The organism is Acidiferrobacter thiooxydans, from assembly GCF_003333315.1.
In the GTDB taxonomy this organism is placed as follows: Bacteria; Pseudomonadota; Gammaproteobacteria; order Acidiferrobacterales; family Acidiferrobacteraceae; genus Acidiferrobacter; species Acidiferrobacter thiooxydans.
In genome coordinates, this window is the sequence record NZ_PSYR01000003.1 from 14,319 (window position 1) to 30,391 (window position 16,073).

Consider the following 16,073-nt stretch of genomic DNA (forward strand, 5'->3'; position numbering starts at 1 on the left):
GCTACTTGTCATGGACGGGCATGGCCCGTAACATGACCGGAGAAATGGTGCAGATTGTGCGTTCCGGGCGCGCGGACTTCGGCAAGGGAGGGCAGTGCATGCCAGGCGGCAGGGCGGCGAGCGGCAGTACGGACGCATGGTTTAGTCCGGAGGATATCTATCTCTTCCGCGAGGGGCGGCATGTGCGGCTCTACGAGAAGCTCGGCGCGCACCCGGTACGAGTCGCGGCCGATACCGGTGTGCATTTCGCGGTATGGGCGCCCAATGCGCAATCGGTGTCAGTAATCGGCGATTTTAACGGGTGGCGAAAGGATGCCCATCCGCTCAAGGTCCGCGACGATGGATCGGGTCTGTGGGCGGGGTTCATCGCCGGGATCAGTCCCGGGGCGCTCTATAAATATCACATCGTCGCGCGTGACAGCGGCTATGAAGTGGAGAAGGCCGACCCGTTCGCATTTCGTGGTGAGCTGCCGCCGCGTACGGCGTCGGTGGTATGCGATGGCAGTTATGCCTGGCAGGATGCGGCGTGGATGGCAAGACGCGGCGAGCGCATGGCGCTGACCGCGCCGGTGAGCATCTACGAGATGCATGCCGGATCCTGGCGGCGCGTGCCCGAGCAGGGCGGGCGCTGGCTCAGTTACCGCGAACTGGCTTCGATATTGCCGTCCTATGTCGCGGACATGGGCTTTACCCATGTCGAATTCATGCCGCTTACCGAACATCCTTTCTATGGTTCATGGGGCTATCAGACTACGGGGTATTTCGCGCCCACCGCGCGTTTTGGCGCGCCCGAGGACCTCATGTACCTCATAGATGCCCTGCATTGCCAGGGTATCGGCGTGATCCTCGACTGGGTGCCGTCGCACTTTCCGACGGATCTTCACGGCCTCGGGTTTTTCGACGGCACGCATCTTTTCGAGCATGCCGACCCGCGGCGCGGCTATCATCCGGAATGGCACTCGAGCCTATTCAACTATGGCCGCCACGAGGTGCGCTCGATATTGGTCTCGAGTGCGCTTTACTGGCTCGACAGGTTTCACATAGACGGTCTGCGCGTCGATGGCGTGGCCTCCATGCTGTATCGCGATTATGCGCGCGCGCCGGGGGAGTGGATCCCGAATGCCCACGGTGGCCGGGAGAACGAGGAGGCGATCCAGTTTTTGCAGGAGCTGAACGAGGCTGTGTACCGGCATTATCCCGACACGCAGACCATAGCCGAGGAGTCTACCGCCTGGCCCCAGGTGTCACGGCCGGTCTATGCCGGGGGGCTCGGGTTTGGCTATAAATGGAATATGGGCTGGATGCACGACACGCTCGATTACATGGAAAAGGACCCCGTCTACCGCAAGCACCACCAGGGGCAGCTTACGTTCAGCCTGTGGTACGCCTTTCAGGAAAACTTCGTGCTGCCGCTTTCCCATGACGAGGTGGTCTATGGCAAACGCTCGCTGATTGCCAAGATGCCGGGCGATGACTGGCAGCGATTCGCCAATCTGCGCGTACTGTTTGCCTACATGTTCTGTCACCCCGGCAAAAAGCTGCTGTTCATGGGGGCGGAGTTCGCCCAGTGGCGGGAGTGGGCCCACGAAGACAGCCTCGACTGGCATCTTCTCGATTATGAGCCGCACCGCGGCATCCAGCGTCTGGTACGTGATCTGAACACCCTGTACCGCGGGGAGCCGGCGTTGCACCGGGCCGACACCGAGCCCGCAGGCTTCCGGTGGCTGGACACCGGGGACTGGGAGCAGAGCGTCATCAGTTTCTACCGCTTCGCCGAGCCCGCCGCCGAGCCGTTGCTGGTAGTCGCCAATTTTACGCCCCTGCCGCGCCACAACTACCGCCTGGGGGTGATGTGGCCAGGGCTCTGGCAGGAGATCCTGAACACCGATGCCACGATCTACGGCGGCAGTGGGCAGGGCAACCTCGGGGGGCTTGCCACCGCCCCGGTAGCCGCGCACGGCGCGTTGCAGTCCCTGAATCTCGTGTTGCCGCCCCTTGCGGTACTCGTGTTCAAGGCCCCACCACGGCCGGGGTCGGGTAACTAGGCCGTGGCGCGGCGTCTGGGCAAGGGGCCGCCCCTGCCAGCCGATGGCCGGTATCGGGTGGTGATCGAGGCGGTGAGCCCGGTGGTCGACTGCGGGCGCTTCCCCATAAAGCGGGTGATCGGCGACACCGTAATCGTGGAGGCCGATGTGTTTGCCGATGGTCACGACGCCGTGGCCTGTGTGTTGTGCGTACGCAAACCAGGCGGCCGCACGGTGGGCACGACGCGCATGACAGCGCTTGGCAATGATCGCTATCAGGGACGCTTTGTGGTCGCCGAGCTCGGTGTCTATCACTATACGGTACGCGCCCATATCGACCGCTTCGGATCGCTTACCCAGGAACTCGCGCGGCGGCCGGCAGACGACCCGGATCTGGTCCTGGTGTTTCAGCAGGCTGCACTCCTGATTGCGGCCGCCGCGGAGCGTGCGCCGGCGCGTGAAGCACGTCCGTTGCGCGTCGTACAGGCGCTGCTCGAGGGTCAGGCGTCTTCCGCCGACAAGCGCGCGGCGCTGTTAGACGAGGTCCTGGTCGAGCGGGTCTACCGGTTTTCGCAACCCGCGCATGAGACGGCGTGGGGACAGGAACTGGCGGTGCGTGTGGACCCCGAGAGCGCGCGCGCTGCGGCCTGGTATGAATTCTTTCCGCGTTCGCGGTGGGGGTCCGCCGGCGGACGATTGCGCGATGCCGGTCCGATCCTGGCGCATGTGGCGGCCATGGGTTTCGATGTCGTGTACTTGCCACCGATATCACCGATCGGGACGGAGCGCCGCAAGGGTCCGAATAATACCGCAAGCTGCGGTCCCGCGGATGTCGGCAGTCCGTGGGCGATCGGCAGCGCTGAGGGTGGCCACAAGAGCGTGGCCCCCACCCTGGGTACGCTCGCGGATTTCCGGGCATTCTGTGCGCAGGCCGAACGGCTCGGGCTCGCCGTCGCGCTCGACATCGCCTTTCAGTGTGCCCCTGACCACCCGTATGTGACCGAGCACCCGCAGTGGTTCCGTCACCGCCCGGACGGTAGCATCCAGTACGCCGAGAACCCCCCCAAGAAATACCAGGACATCTACCCACTGGACTTCGAGACCGAGGACTGGCAAGCCCTTTGGCAGGAATTGAAAGGCATCGTCTTGTTCTGGATCGACGCCGGAGTGCGCATCTTCCGGGTCGACAACCCCCATACTAAGGCCTTTGCCTTCTGGGAATGGCTCATAGGCGCGGTGCGCGCCGAGTACCCCGATGTCCTGTTTCTGGCCGAGGCCTTCACGCGCCCCAAGGTGATGCACAGACTCGCCAAGCTCGGGTTCACGCATTCGTATACCTATTTCACGTGGCGCAACAGCAAGCACGAACTGATCGCATACTTCACCGAGCTCATGCATGGACCTGGCCGTGAGTATTTCCGGCCCCATGTCTGGCCGAACACCCCTGACATCCTGCCGCCCTACCTGCAACACGCGCCGCGCGCGGCGTTCATCGCCCGCCTGGTGCTGGCCGCGACCCTGAGCGCCAATTATGGCATCTATGGGCCGGCCTTCGAGCTCATGGAATCGGTACCGCGCGAGCCGGGCAGCGAGGAGTACCGGGACTCCGAGAAGTACGAGCAGCGTGACTGGGATGTCGCCCGGCCCGACAGCCTGCAGGCGATCATCACGCGCATCAACACTATACGCCACGCACATCCGGCGCTCATGGCCGATTGCCATCTCGTGTTCCATGCCATCGATAACGACAACCTGATTGCCTACAGCAAGACCTCCGGAGACGGCGCTTCGGTCATTCTCGTGGTGGTGAATCTCGACCCCTATCACCGTCAGTCCGGATGGCTCGAGTGGCCGGCACAAATCGCCGGCGCTTGCAACGACCGCGCAGTGCAGATGCATGATCTCCTGTCGGATGCGCGCTATCTGTGGAGCGGTGGTCGCCATTACGTGGAACTCGCGCCCGAGCAGATGCCGGCGCACATATTCCGCCCGCGCAGCTATGTCGGCACCGAGCACGACTTCGATTACTACTCTTAGGTAATCCATGCACAAAAAAACAAGAAGCGAGGAATCGCGGATTTCGAATGATCCGCTCTGGTACAAAGACGCAGTCATCTATGAATTGCATGTACGTGCCTTCTTCGACGGCAATGGCGATGGTATCGGTGATTTCGCGGGGCTCACCGAGAAGCTCGATTATCTACAGGACCTGGGCGTCGATACCTTGTGGGTCCTGCCTTTCTATCCGTCCCCCATGCACGACGACGGGTATGACATCGCCGATTACCGCAATGTCCACCCCGACTATGGGACGCGTCGCGATTTCCTGCAGTTCGTGCGTGCCGCCCATGAACGGGGGTTGCGCGTCATCACCGAGCTTGTCATAAACCATACCTCCGACCAGCACCCCTGGTTTCAGGCGGCGCGCCAGGCCCCTGCGGGTTCACCCAAGCGCAACTTCTATGTGTGGAGCGACACCGCCAAGAAGTTCGAGGATACGCGCATCATATTCACAGACAGCGAGAAGTCGAACTGGGCATGGGATGATGTCGCCCAGGCCTACTACTGGCATCGCTTCTTTTTCCATCAGCCGGACCTGAACCACAACAATCCCCATGTCGTGAAGGCGGTGGTGCGGGTCATGGAGTTTTGGCTCGGCCTGGGCGTCGACGGCCTGCGGCTCGACGCCATCCCCTATCTGTGCGTGCGCGAAGGGACGAGCAACGAGAACCTGCCGGAGACCCACGCAGTGGTGCGCTACATGCGCTCGGTGATCGACCAGCGCTACGAGAATCGTATGTTACTTGCCGAGGCCAATCAGTGGCCGGAGGATGTGCGCGACTACTTCGGCGCGGGGGATGAGTGCCATATGGCCTATCACTTTCCGCTCATGCCGCGAATGTATATGGCCATCGCCCAGGAGGACCGGCATCCGATCGTCGAGATCATGAAGCAGACGCCGGACATCCCCGAGACCTGCCAATGGGCGATCTTTCTGCGCAACCACGACGAACTCACCCTGGAGATGGTCACGAACAATGAGCGTGACTATATGTACCAGATGTACGCTGCCGACCGGAAGGCGCGCCTCAATCTTGGGATACGCCGCCGGCTCGCGCCGCTCATGGACAATGATTTTGACAAGATCCGGCTCATGAATAGCCTGCTTTTGTCGATGCCAGGATCGCCGATCATCTACTACGGCGACGAGATTGGCATGGGTGACAATATTTACTTAGGCGACCGCAACGGTGTTCGTACACCCATGCAGTGGAGCCCGGACCGCAACGCCGGCTTCTCGCGCGCTGACCCGCAACGCCTGTTTTTGCCGCCGATCATGGACCCCATTTATGGTTATGGCGCGGTGAATGTCGAGGCGCAGGCGCGCGACCCCTCGTCTTTGTTGAATTGGACGCGGCGCATGCTCGCGATCCGCAAGAGCACGAAGGTGTTCGGGCGGGGCGCGCTTGAGTTCCTGGAGCCCGGCAACCGCAAGATCCTCGCCTATGTGCGCACCTATGGCGATGAGACGATCCTGTGTGTCGCCAATCTGTCGCACTCCGCGCAGCCCGTGGAGCTCGATCTGTCGGCCTACAAGGGGCGCGTGCCGATCGAGCTCATGGGTCGGACGCCGTTTCCGCCGATCGGTGACCTGCCCTATCTTTTGACCCTCCACGGCCATGGCTTCTATTGGTTCCGGCTCGCCGCCGGAGGGGAAGTTCCGGCCTGGCACGAGGAGCGCCTACCCCCCGAGGAACTGCCGCTGCTCGTGCTGTTCGACGGATGGCGCAGCCTGTTTCGCGAGCGCGTGGTGCCGTGGCGTATGGCCATGGCCGACCGCGTCCGTGAGCAGTGGGAACGCGATGCCTTGCCACGCTTTGTGATGGCGCAGCGTTGGTATGCCGAGAAGGGCGTGGTCCCAAAGCGGGTCGCCATGACCGAGACCGCCGAATGGGCGGGGCCCGACGGCCAGTTTTTCTTCATGATCGCAGACGTGGTGGAATCGAGTGAGGGGGCGTCCGCGGGTCGCTATTTCGTGCCGGTATCGCTGCTGTGGGAGAGCGATAGCGAGGCGCGCATGCGCACGGTTTTGCCGCTTGCCATGGCGCGCGTACGCCAACAGGCGACGCTTGGCATCTTGGGCGATGCCTTTGCCGACGACGCTTTTTGCCGCGGACTTGTCGCTGTGATGCGCGAGGGACTGGCCTTTGCGGGTGAGGGCGGCGTCGTGCAGGGCGTGGCGGCGGGTACGCTTGAGCAGCCGGTGGCCGCAGACGAGGCGGTCCGCCATCCCAATACGCACAGCAGCAACACGGCGGTGGCGATCGGCGAGCGGTTGTTCTTGAAGGGCTATCGGCGATTGCAGGAGGGTATCAACCCGGAGGTCGAGATGGGCCGGTTTTTATGCGACGTGGCAGGCTTTCGCCATACCGTGCCGGTGCTCGGGACCCTCGAGTATAGGCCGGCTGCAGGTGGTGTCATCACGCTTGCGCTGCTCCAGGCCTATGTCGAGAACCAGGGGGATGGTTGGGACTATACCCTGAACTATCTCGACAACCATCTCGAACTGTGCCTGCATGGCGCGGCCCCGGCGGGAGGCAGTGAGGAGGTGCATGGCGGCTATCTCGCGCTCGTGCGCACGCTCGCTTTGCGCACCGCGCAGATGCATCAGGCCCTGGCCACGCCTTACGGCGATCCGGCCTTCGATCCCGAACCGCTCACCCCAGACGATGGTGCGCGCTGGGTCGCGGGGGTGCGCGCCGAGATGGAGGAGACCTTCGATATGCTCTCCGCGCGGCTTGCCGCCCTCCCGCCCGAGGTCCAGGATGACGCCAAGGCCGTGCTCGCCGGTCGCGAGACGTTTCTTGCACGCGCCGCACTGGCTGCCCCGACCGTGGGACAAAAGATCCGCTACCATGGGGATTACCACCTAGGGCAGGTCCTGCTCCAGCAAAACGATTTCGCGATCACCGATTTCGAGGGCGAGCCCGGGCGGCCGCTTCACGAGCGCCGACGCAAGCATACACCGCTACGCGATGTCGCGGGCATGCTACGGTCGTTCAGCTATGCCCTCTATACGGCGCTTGATCGTGTCGCCGCCGGGCAATCCGAGCATAGGGCGACGTTACTGCCTCACGCCCGCATCTGGGAGCAGGCCACGGTCGCGGCGTTCATCGCCTCCTATGCCGCGGCTATGGAGGCCACCAGCCTCTGGGGCGGCTTTGACGAGGCTGCGGATTGGTTGCGGCTCTTCATCCTCGAGAAGGCCTTTTATGAACTGCGTTACGAGATGAATAACCGCCCCCAGGCACTTGCGATTCCCCTGCAGGGCCTTTTGCAGGAGCTTGACCGTGAGGCCGTGGCGCAGGGTTCGTCGGGCGCGTAGATTCACAAAAACGCCTGAGGTCGGCGCCCCTGGGGGGCTGTCCGGGACGGGGCGTTGGGCGATTCATACGGAGAAGGAGGCTGACATCATGACTATCCTACACGCGGCGCTCGCGCCCCTGCCAGCGATCGTCTGGCAGTGGCAGCGGTGGTTGCCGCCTATTCTTATTGCGCTCGGTATTCTTGGCGGCGGGTGGTTGGCGGCCCGCTTTCTGCGGTTCGTGGCCACGAAGACGCTGCGCGCCATGAATTTTCATATTGTGACGGAGCGCGCCGGACTCGACGGATTGTTAGCGGCAGGCGGTGCCGGGACCGACACCACCGGTCTCATGGGGATGCTGGTGGCGGCGCTCGCGATCCTGATCGCCATGGTATGGGCCCTCGATATCGCCGGCCTGTCGGCGGGCGCGGCCGTGACCACGCGCATCGCGCTCTATATCCCGCGCCTTATGGTCGCGCTCCTGATGCTCACGGCCGGTTTGTACTTCGCGCGTTTCGTGGCGCAATCGGTGACGTTGTACGGAAATGAACTGGGGCTTGCCGATGCCCCGCTCCTTGGGCGCCTGATGCGCTCGATCGTGATCGCATTTGTGATACTCATGGTATTGGGCGAGTTACACATAGGCCAGAGGCTCATACGTGACTCGTTTCTCATCCTGCTTGGTGGAGTGACGCTCGCGGCAGCCCTCGCCTTTGGCCTTGGGGGCCGACGTTGGGCGGCGCATGTACTGGAACGCGATTGGCCGCGCGAGCGTCCACAGGGTATCGGCGAAGGGCTGGATCGGCGGTGAGGATGAGGCAATGAGCGAAGAGCGTCGGACCACCGGACCACGGGCTGCAGGCCGCCATGCGGTCTGGCCTGGACGGCCCTATCCTTTGGGTACCACCTGGGACGGCGAAGGCGTCAACTTCGCACTCTTTTCCGAACATGCCGAAGGGGTGGAACTGTGTTTGTTCACCGAGGACGGACGTCACGAGACTGCGCGCATCCCGGTGCGCTGGCAGACCGATCAGGTGTGGCACTGCTACCTGCCGGAGGCGCGGCCGGGCTGGCTCTATGGCTATCGGGTCTATGGGCCCTACGACCCGCGCCATGGCCATCGCTTCAATGGCCATAAGCTGCTCCTAGACCCATATGCCAAGGCCATTGCCGGCGAGTTGCGCTGGAGCAATGCGCATTTTGCCTACCGTGTCGGCCACAAGCTCGAGGACCTGTCGTTCGATCGCGCCAACAACGCGCCATTCATGCCCAAGGCGCGGGTCGTGGAATCGGCATTCAGCTGGGGCGACGACCGGCTTTTGCGCACGCCCTGGCATGACACCATCATCTATGAGCTGCACGTGAAGGGCTTCACTTGGCTGCACCCGCTCATACCCCAGGACTTGCGCGGTACCTATGCCGGCCTCGGATCGGCGCGCGTCATCGAATACCTGAAGTCGCTTGGCATCACCGCCGTCGAGCTCATGCCGGTGCACGCCTTCATAGACGATCGTCATCTGGTCGAGCGCGGGCTGCGCAACTACTGGGGCTACAATTCGATCGGGTTCTTTGCACCCGATGCGCGTTATTCGGCGAGCGGCCAGATATCCGAGTTCAAGACGATGGTGAAGGCGTTTCATTCAAACGGGATAGAGGTCATTCTCGATGTCGTATACAACCATACGGCCGAGGGCAACCACATGGGCCCGACGCTGTCGTTCAGGGGCATAGACAACCTCTCCTATTACCGCCTGTCGTCCGAGGACGCACGTTATTACATGGACTTCACGGGCTGTGGCAACACGCTGAACATGCTCCATCCGCGTGTCTTGCAGCTCATCATGGACTCACTGCGTTATTGGGTCCTGGAGATGCATGTCGATGGTTTTCGCTTCGATCTCGCCTCGACCTTGGCGCGCGAGCTGCACGACGTGAACCGGTTGTCGGCGTTTTTCGATATCATCCACCAGGATCCGGTGCTCTCGCAGGTCAAGCTCATTGCAGAGCCTTGGGACCTCGGCGAAGGCGGTTACCAGGTCGGCAACTTTCCGGTGGGCTGGACTGAGTGGAACGGCAAGTACCGCGACGTGGTGCGCGCCTACTGGAAGGGGGAGGGTGGGGTCATCGGCGAGCTCGCCTACAGGCTGACGGGTTCAAGTGATCTCTATGGGCATGGCGGCCGCAATCCCTATGCCTCGATCAATTTTGTGACCGCGCACGACGGCTTCACCCTCGAGGATCTGGTGAGCTACAACGACAAGCACAACGAGGCCAATGGCGAGGACAACCGCGACGGTACCGACACCAACCTGTCATGGAATTGTGGGGCCGAAGGACCTACGGACGACCCTGCCATACGCGCCCTGCGCGCGCGCCAGAAGCGCAACATGATTGCAACCCTGCTGCTGTCGCAGGGGGTCCCGATGATCCTTGCCGGCGATGAGATCGGGCGCACGCAACGCGGCAACAACAACGCCTATTGCCATGACGACCCGATCAATTGGGTGAACTGGGAGCTGACACCGGAGGACCACGATTTCTTGCGGTTCGTCCAGCATGTGATCCGCATCAAGCAAAACCATAAGGTATTCCGCCGACGTTCGTTTTTTCAGGGCCGGCGTATCCACGGCAGCGATATCAAGGACATCACTTGGTTGAAGCCTGACGCGACCGAGATGAACGATGAGGAGTGGCGCCAGAGCTTTGCCCGCTGTCTCGGGTTGTTCCTGGCCGGCGAGGGGCTGGAGGAGTTCGACGACCGGGGGCGCATGATAGGGGATGTCGATTTCCTGTGGTTATTGAACGCGCATCACGAGGAGATCCCGTTTGCGCTGCCCCCCTATAGGACCCAGGGGTGGCAGGTGGATATCGATACCAGCTATAGCGTCCCGGCGCGCGCCACGGGGGCGGTGATCACAAGCGGTGTTTATCCCCTGCAAGGGCGCTCGCTTGTGCTGTTGCGCGAAGCGACCCCGGATCGGCGCATGGGGCTTGGGCACTGAGTGGCAATGGCAGCATTCGTTCGGGAGGCGTCATGACGGTTCACGAGGACACGCGTACTCCGGGGGTGGCGAGGCGTCACGAACCCCTGGGCTTCGGGGCCGAGTGCGTCGAGGACGGGGTACGGTTCCGGTTGTGGGCCCCGGCGGCGCGCCAGGTCGACGTGGTGCTGGAGGATGAGGGGGTGGTGGTCCCCATGGACGCCTTGGAGGGCGGCTGGTTTCAGGTCACGAGCGGACAGGCGCGCCCGGGAAGCCTGTATCGTTACCGCATCGATGGCGGCCTGCACGTCCCGGACCCGGCATCGCGCTTTCAGCCGCGAGATGTGCATGGTCCAAGCGAGGTGGTGGATGCGCACGCCTTTGCGTGGAGTGATGGGGGGTGGCGTGGGCGTCCGTGGGGCGAGGTAGTGGTCTACGAGCTTCATGTCGGCACCTTTAGTCCCGAAGGAACCTTCGCAGGTGCCATGGCGCTCCTGCCGCGACTGGCCACGCTTGGGGTGACGGCCATAGAGCTCATGCCGCTCGCCGATTTCCCGGGGCGCGCCAACTGGGGCTATGACGGTGTGTTGCCGTTTGCCCCCGACAGCCGTTATGGTCGCCCCGAGGACCTGAAGGCCCTGATCGCCGCCGCCCACGGTCTTGGGCTCATGGTGTTCGTCGATGTCGTTTATAACCACTTCGGCCCGGATGGAAACTATCTCGGCGTCTATGCCCCCGAGTTTTTTACCTCGCGTCATCGTACACCGTGGGGCGATGCCATAAACTTCGATGGACCGGGCAGCGTTACGGTACGTGCCTACTTTACCGCCAACGCGCGCTACTGGCTTCACGAGTACCATTGCGACGGTCTGCGTTTCGATGCCGTGCATGCCATTGTCGACGATTCGCCGCAATCGATATTAACCGCCATCGCCGAGGCCGTGGCACCGCTGCGGGCTTGCGGGCGCCACATCCATCTGGTTTTGGAGAACGAGAACAACGAGGCGGGCCATCTCAATGGTAGCGACGGGCCCCAGGGATTCACTGCGCAATGGAACGACGATATCCACCACGTCCTGCATGTACTTTTGACAGGCGAGCGCGATGGCTATTATGCGGATTACATGGATGACCCGGCGGGCCGGCTCGGTCGCTGCCTGACCGAGGGCTTTGCCTACCAGGGTGAGTGGTCGGCGGTCCGCGAAGGGGTGCGCGGCGAATCGACGCGCGGACTGTCGCCGACAGCGTTCGTGGGATTTCTGCAAAATCATGACCAGATCGGAAACCGCGCCTTCGGGGAGCGCATAACGGCGCTCGCATCGCCTGCGGCGGTGCGCGCGGCGACTGCTGTGCTCCTGCTCGCGCCCTCGCCACCCTTGCTGTTCATGGGTCAGGAGTTTGCCTGCAGCCGGCCGTTTCTGTTTTTTTGTGATTTCGGGCCTGAGCTCGCTTCCGCCGTGACCGAAGGGCGGCGCCGGGAATTCGCGCGCTTCCCTGAGTTTGCCGACGAGTCGCGTCGCGCCCACATCCCGGATCCCAACGATCCCGCAACATTGATAAAGAGCCGGCTCGACTGGACAGAGGCAGAGCGCTCGCCGGGCCGGGACTGGCTCACGTTCCATCGTGAGCTGCTCGCAACCCGTGCGCGCCATATCGGCGCACGGCTGGCGGCAGGCGAGGTGCGTACCTTGGGCTTTAATCGCTTCGGCGCGCGTGGCCTGACCGTGGGCTGGCTTTTTGCCGACGGCGCGCAATTGCATCTCGCCGCGAATCTGGGGGACGCGGATGCAGTCGTTGCGGATCGCATGAGTCCCGCGCCCATGACCCTCTATGAGACGTGCGCGCCGGCCGGGGGGCGGCTCGGTCCCTGGGAGGTCCGCTGGGGCCTATGGCCGGGTGCGGCCGACACGACGGCAGGCGGTCCGTGAGCCGGCATCCGAGCACATCGCGCGCGGCATTGTCGGCCCTCGGGCGGGCGCATCATGGGTACCCCGTGCGCGCCACCTACCGCTGGCAGTTTCACAAAGGCTTTGGTTTTCGCGATGCCATACGACTTGTCCCGTATCTGGCCGAACTCGGTATCAGCCATTGTTACGCCTCACCGTACCTCAAGGCCCACGCCGGCAGCAATCATGGCTACGATATCGTCGACCATACACGCATCAATCCCGAGGTCGGCACCGAGACCGAGCGGCAGGCCTTCGTGCGGACACTCAATGCCCACGGGCTCTACCAGATCCTCGATGTCGTCCCAAACCATATGCGCGTCGACGATCCAGAAAACCGCTTGTGGTGGGACGTACTGGCGCTCGGGAGGCGGTCCCGGTTCGCGCATTATTTCGATATCGATTGGGTGACGCCCGAGCGGCCCTACGAGGATAAGATCGTCATTCCGATCCTCGGCGGACCTTATGGCGAGGTGCTGGAGGCCGGCGCCATTGTGCTCGATTTCGAGGCCGGTCACGGCGGGTTCGTGGTGCGGTATTACGATCACCTACTGCCGCTTAGCCCCGCGTCCTATCCGCAGCTTCTGGCGGAGGTTGCGCAATGTGTCGAAGGTTTGGGCCCCGGCGATGAGGCCATCGGGCAGGAGATATCAGATCTCATCGCGCTTTTCGAGCGCGCCTCGAGTCAGATCGCAGACGGCGCGGTAGCCGCCGAGTTGGTCGGCCTTGTCACAGAGGGCGTAAGCCGCATGGCTGTGTGGGTGACTGGGCATGCGCGCTGCGCTGAGGCCTTGAAGGCGGTACTGGCGCGCTATAACGGGGATGAGGGCGCAGGCGCACGCCGCTACGACGCCCTGCATGCGCTTTTGGAACAGCAGGCCTACCGGCTAGCGTTCTGGCGCGTCGCCGGCTACGAGATCAACTACCGGCGTTTCTTTGATATCAACGAACTCGCCGCGCTACGTATGGAAGACCCCGAGGTGTTCGCGGCGACGCACGAACTGATCGGCCGCTGGATTGCCGCCGGTGATGTGACCGGACTTAGGATCGATCACCCTGACGGGCTGCGCGACCCGCGCGGCTATTGCGCGAGGCTCCAGGACTGGGCGCGGGATCGGCGACGGACCAAAGGGATGGTTGGCGCGACCGACCCCGGACTTTTGTATGTGGTGGTAGAGAAGATCCTGGGGGCCGATGAATCGTTGCCCGGGGATTGGCCGGTCCATGGCACAACCGGCTACGATTTCACACGCCTTGTGAGCGGCGTGCTCGTGGATGCCGATGGGGAGACGGGCATCGACGCAGCCTATGAGGCGTTTGTGGGCACCCATGACCACTACGCAAATCTGCTCTATGAGTGCAAGGTGCTGATTATGCACACCATTCTCGGCAGCGAGATCCATACCTTGGGGATGGCGCTCGATCGCATCGCCGAGCGTGACCGGCGGACACGTGATCTTACGCTATCGGCGCAAAGGACCGCGCTCTTTGAGATCGTGGCGTGCCTGCCCGTGTACCGTACCTATGTGACGGCAGACGGTGTGAGTGCGGCGGATCGTGCCGTGATCGACGCAGCATGCGCGCAGGCCAAGGAGCGTAATGCGCTCGTGGAGCCGGCGGCGGTCGATTTTATTCATGACCTGTTGCTGCTCGAAGGTCTGGACGCGCGCGCCGCCGAGGAGCGTGGCGAGATCCTGGAGTTCGTGGGGGCGTTTCAGCAGTACACAGGTCCGGTTATGGCCAAGGGCCTCGAGGACACGCTCTTCTACCGCTATAATCGCATGGTGTCGCTAAACGAGGTGGGAGGCGACCCTTCGCGTTTTGCGGTGTCGTGCGCGGACTTCCATGAGGCCAACATCGAGCGCCTGCGCGATCATCCTGGGACACTGCTCGCGACCTCCACCCATGACAGCAAACGCAGCGAGGACGTGCGCGCGCGATTGCATGTCCTGTCCGAGATCCCGGAGGCGTGGGGCACGCGTGGGCAGTGGCTGAAGGCGCGACACATGACCTTCAAGGGCTTAGATGGGACGGCACCGTCATCGCGCGATGAATATCTCTTTTATCAGACCCTGATCGGTATCTGGCCCCTTACCCCCAGTCCTGAGGCATGGGCCGACATGCGCGGGCGCCTCAAAGATTATGTGCTGAAGGCGGCGCGCGAGGCCAAGGCCGAGACGAGCTGGGTCAAGCCCGCCCCCGAGTACGAGGGCGCCGTGGCGGCGTTCGTAGACGCCGTCACAGACCCTGTGACAAACGGCGAGACACTCGCCGCGCTCGCGGCCTTCGTCGCCCCGATCGCGCGCACCGGGCTATGGACGGCGCTAAGTCAGGTGGCGCTGAAGCTCACCGTGCCCGGGGTCCCGGACTTCTATCAGGGGACCGAGTTGTGGGACTTTCATCTCGTAGACCCGGACAATAGGGGCCCGGTGGACTATGAGTGCCGTGCGCACATGCTGGCCGAGGTCGCGCGCTTCGATGACGAGGATGCCGCCGGACGCGCGGCTTTGCTGGCCGCGTGGCTTGCGCACCCGAGGACGGGCGTGCAAAGATGCACCTGACCCGCCGCCTTTTACATTTGCGGCGCGCCTATCCCCGGCTGTTTGCCGAGGGGCACTACGAGCCCCTGCAGGCCGAGGGGCCTTATGCCCGGCATATCGTGGGTTTCGTCCGCCGCAACGAAGAGGCGACTATGCTCGTGGTCGTGCCCCGCCATTACTGGGCACTCACCGAGGGCGGCCTGCGCCTGCCGCTGGGACGCGCGGTGTGGGGCGCGACACGCATCCCGCGACCCGCAGACCTTGCGCCATCGTCATGGCGCGATGTCTTGACAGGTGAGCTCGGGACGTCATCCATGGCCGACAGCGGTTTTTGGGAGCTCGAAGCGATCGTGGCGCGCTTCCCCATTGCGGTCCTGATCGCGCCTACGAACGGGCGGGACGACGCCCGCGGATGAGTGTCGCGGGGGCCTGGAGACGGCCTGCGTGATACCCTAAGGCCCCGGAGTTCCCGCGACAGTTGAGGTGGGGTGGTCGATGGCCAAGCAGTACGCGCATATCCCTGAACGCTGGGCGCGCTTTATAACGGAACAGAAGATCTTCTTCGTGGCCACCGCCACCTGCGACTCGCGCGTCAATGTCTCGCCTAAGGGACTAGATAGCCTGCGCATCCTCGATCCCAATCGCGTGGCATGGCTGAACCTCACAGGTAGCGGCAACGAGTCCGCGGCCCATGTCCAGAGCGATGCGCGCATGACACTCATGTTCTGCGCCTTTAGCGGCGACCCTGTCATTCTGCGGCTCTACGGCACCGCGCGCGCCCTCCACCATACGGATCCCGACTGGCCGGTACTTGCCGCGCTCTTTCCGCCGTTGCCCGGCGCCCGTCAGATCTTCGATGTCGCGATCGACCTCGTGCAGACCTCGTGCGGCTTCGGGGTACCGTACTTCGATTTCGCCGGCGACCGGCCGGACCTGCGTATCTGGACCGAGAAGAAGGGCGAGGAGGGTGTACGGCGATATTGGCATGAGCGTAACGCCGTCAGTCTCGATGGCATAGAGACCGGGATCGCCGCCAAGAACCGCTCCTGATCGCCCCGGCCCTCGCAAGTCGCCTGCACGCGGGTTCGCCGGGTGGCGATCATGGTCGGGCGCGCGCCAAGCCCCGCCGATCAGGGCGGGGAAGGATCCTGCGGGGACAAGGCGCTGAACACGCTTCGTGCGATGCGCAAGGCGGCCGTCAACAATGAGAAAGATGG

9 protein-coding genes are annotated in these 16,073 nt (G+C 63.3%); all 9 read left to right on the plus strand.

Annotation, left to right across the window (positions count from 1 at the left end; genetic code table 11):
- The first annotated feature begins 98 nt into the window (after nt 1-98).
- Nucleotides 99-2,045, plus strand: a complete 1,947-nt coding sequence (glgB, locus tag C4900_RS15590) for a 1,4-alpha-glucan branching protein GlgB (RefSeq protein ID WP_065970959.1) — start codon at nt 99-101, stop codon at nt 2,043-2,045.
- A gap of 3 nt (nt 2,046-2,048) precedes the next feature.
- The gene (locus tag C4900_RS15595; RefSeq protein WP_211306840.1) at nt 2,049-4,061 is read left to right on the plus strand and encodes an alpha-1,4-glucan--maltose-1-phosphate maltosyltransferase; all 2,013 of its coding nucleotides are present in this window, start codon (nt 2,049-2,051) and stop codon (nt 4,059-4,061) included.
- A gap of 7 nt (nt 4,062-4,068) precedes the next feature.
- Entirely contained in the window at nt 4,069-7,410 is a 3,342-nt protein-coding gene (gene treS / locus C4900_RS15600) for a maltose alpha-D-glucosyltransferase (protein WP_065970880.1), read from the plus strand.
- 88 nt (nt 7,411-7,498) lie between these two features.
- Complete coding sequence (locus C4900_RS15605; RefSeq protein WP_065970878.1) at nt 7,499-8,200, plus strand: mechanosensitive ion channel family protein; 702 nt, start codon at nt 7,499-7,501, stop codon at nt 8,198-8,200.
- 10 nt (nt 8,201-8,210) lie between these two features.
- A complete protein-coding gene (glgX, locus tag C4900_RS15610; RefSeq protein ID WP_065970955.1) occupies nt 8,211-10,391 on the plus strand; it encodes a glycogen debranching protein GlgX in 2,181 nt (726 codons plus the stop codon).
- Between the two features lie 32 nt (nt 10,392-10,423).
- A complete protein-coding gene (gene treZ, locus C4900_RS15615) occupies nt 10,424-12,298 on the plus strand; it encodes a malto-oligosyltrehalose trehalohydrolase (RefSeq protein ID WP_065970877.1) in 1,875 nt (624 codons plus the stop codon).
- Nucleotides 12,295-14,877, plus strand: a complete 2,583-nt coding sequence (gene treY, locus C4900_RS15620) for a malto-oligosyltrehalose synthase (protein WP_170132579.1) — start codon at nt 12,295-12,297, stop codon at nt 14,875-14,877. Before treZ ends, treY begins: the two co-directional genes overlap by 4 nt.
- Nucleotides 14,868-15,272: a hypothetical protein gene (locus C4900_RS15625; protein WP_114283578.1), complete on the plus strand. Its 405-nt coding sequence runs from the start codon at nt 14,868-14,870 to the stop codon at nt 15,270-15,272. Before treY ends, C4900_RS15625 begins: the two co-directional genes overlap by 10 nt.
- A 79-nt stretch (nt 15,273-15,351) precedes the next feature.
- On the plus strand, nt 15,352-15,906 hold the full coding sequence (locus tag C4900_RS15630; RefSeq protein ID WP_065970876.1) for a pyridoxamine 5'-phosphate oxidase family protein: 555 nt from the start codon (nt 15,352-15,354) through the stop codon (nt 15,904-15,906).
- Nucleotides 15,907-16,073: the final 167 nt, after the last annotated feature.

Coding starts and splice junctions, on each gene's coding strand:
- glgB (WP_065970959.1), top strand. CDS start 99: ATGCCAGGCGGCAGGGCGGCGAGCGGCAGTACGGACGCATGGTTTAGT.
- treS (WP_065970880.1), top strand. CDS start 4,069: ATGCACAAAAAAACAAGAAGCGAGGAATCGCGGATTTCGAATGATCCG.
- C4900_RS15605 (WP_065970878.1), top strand. CDS start 7,499: ATGACTATCCTACACGCGGCGCTCGCGCCCCTGCCAGCGATCGTCTGG.
- glgX (WP_065970955.1), top strand. CDS start 8,211: ATGAGCGAAGAGCGTCGGACCACCGGACCACGGGCTGCAGGCCGCCAT.
- treZ (WP_065970877.1), top strand. CDS start 10,424: ATGACGGTTCACGAGGACACGCGTACTCCGGGGGTGGCGAGGCGTCAC.
- C4900_RS15625 (WP_114283578.1), top strand. CDS start 14,868: ATGCACCTGACCCGCCGCCTTTTACATTTGCGGCGCGCCTATCCCCGG.
- C4900_RS15630 (WP_065970876.1), top strand. CDS start 15,352: ATGGCCAAGCAGTACGCGCATATCCCTGAACGCTGGGCGCGCTTTATA.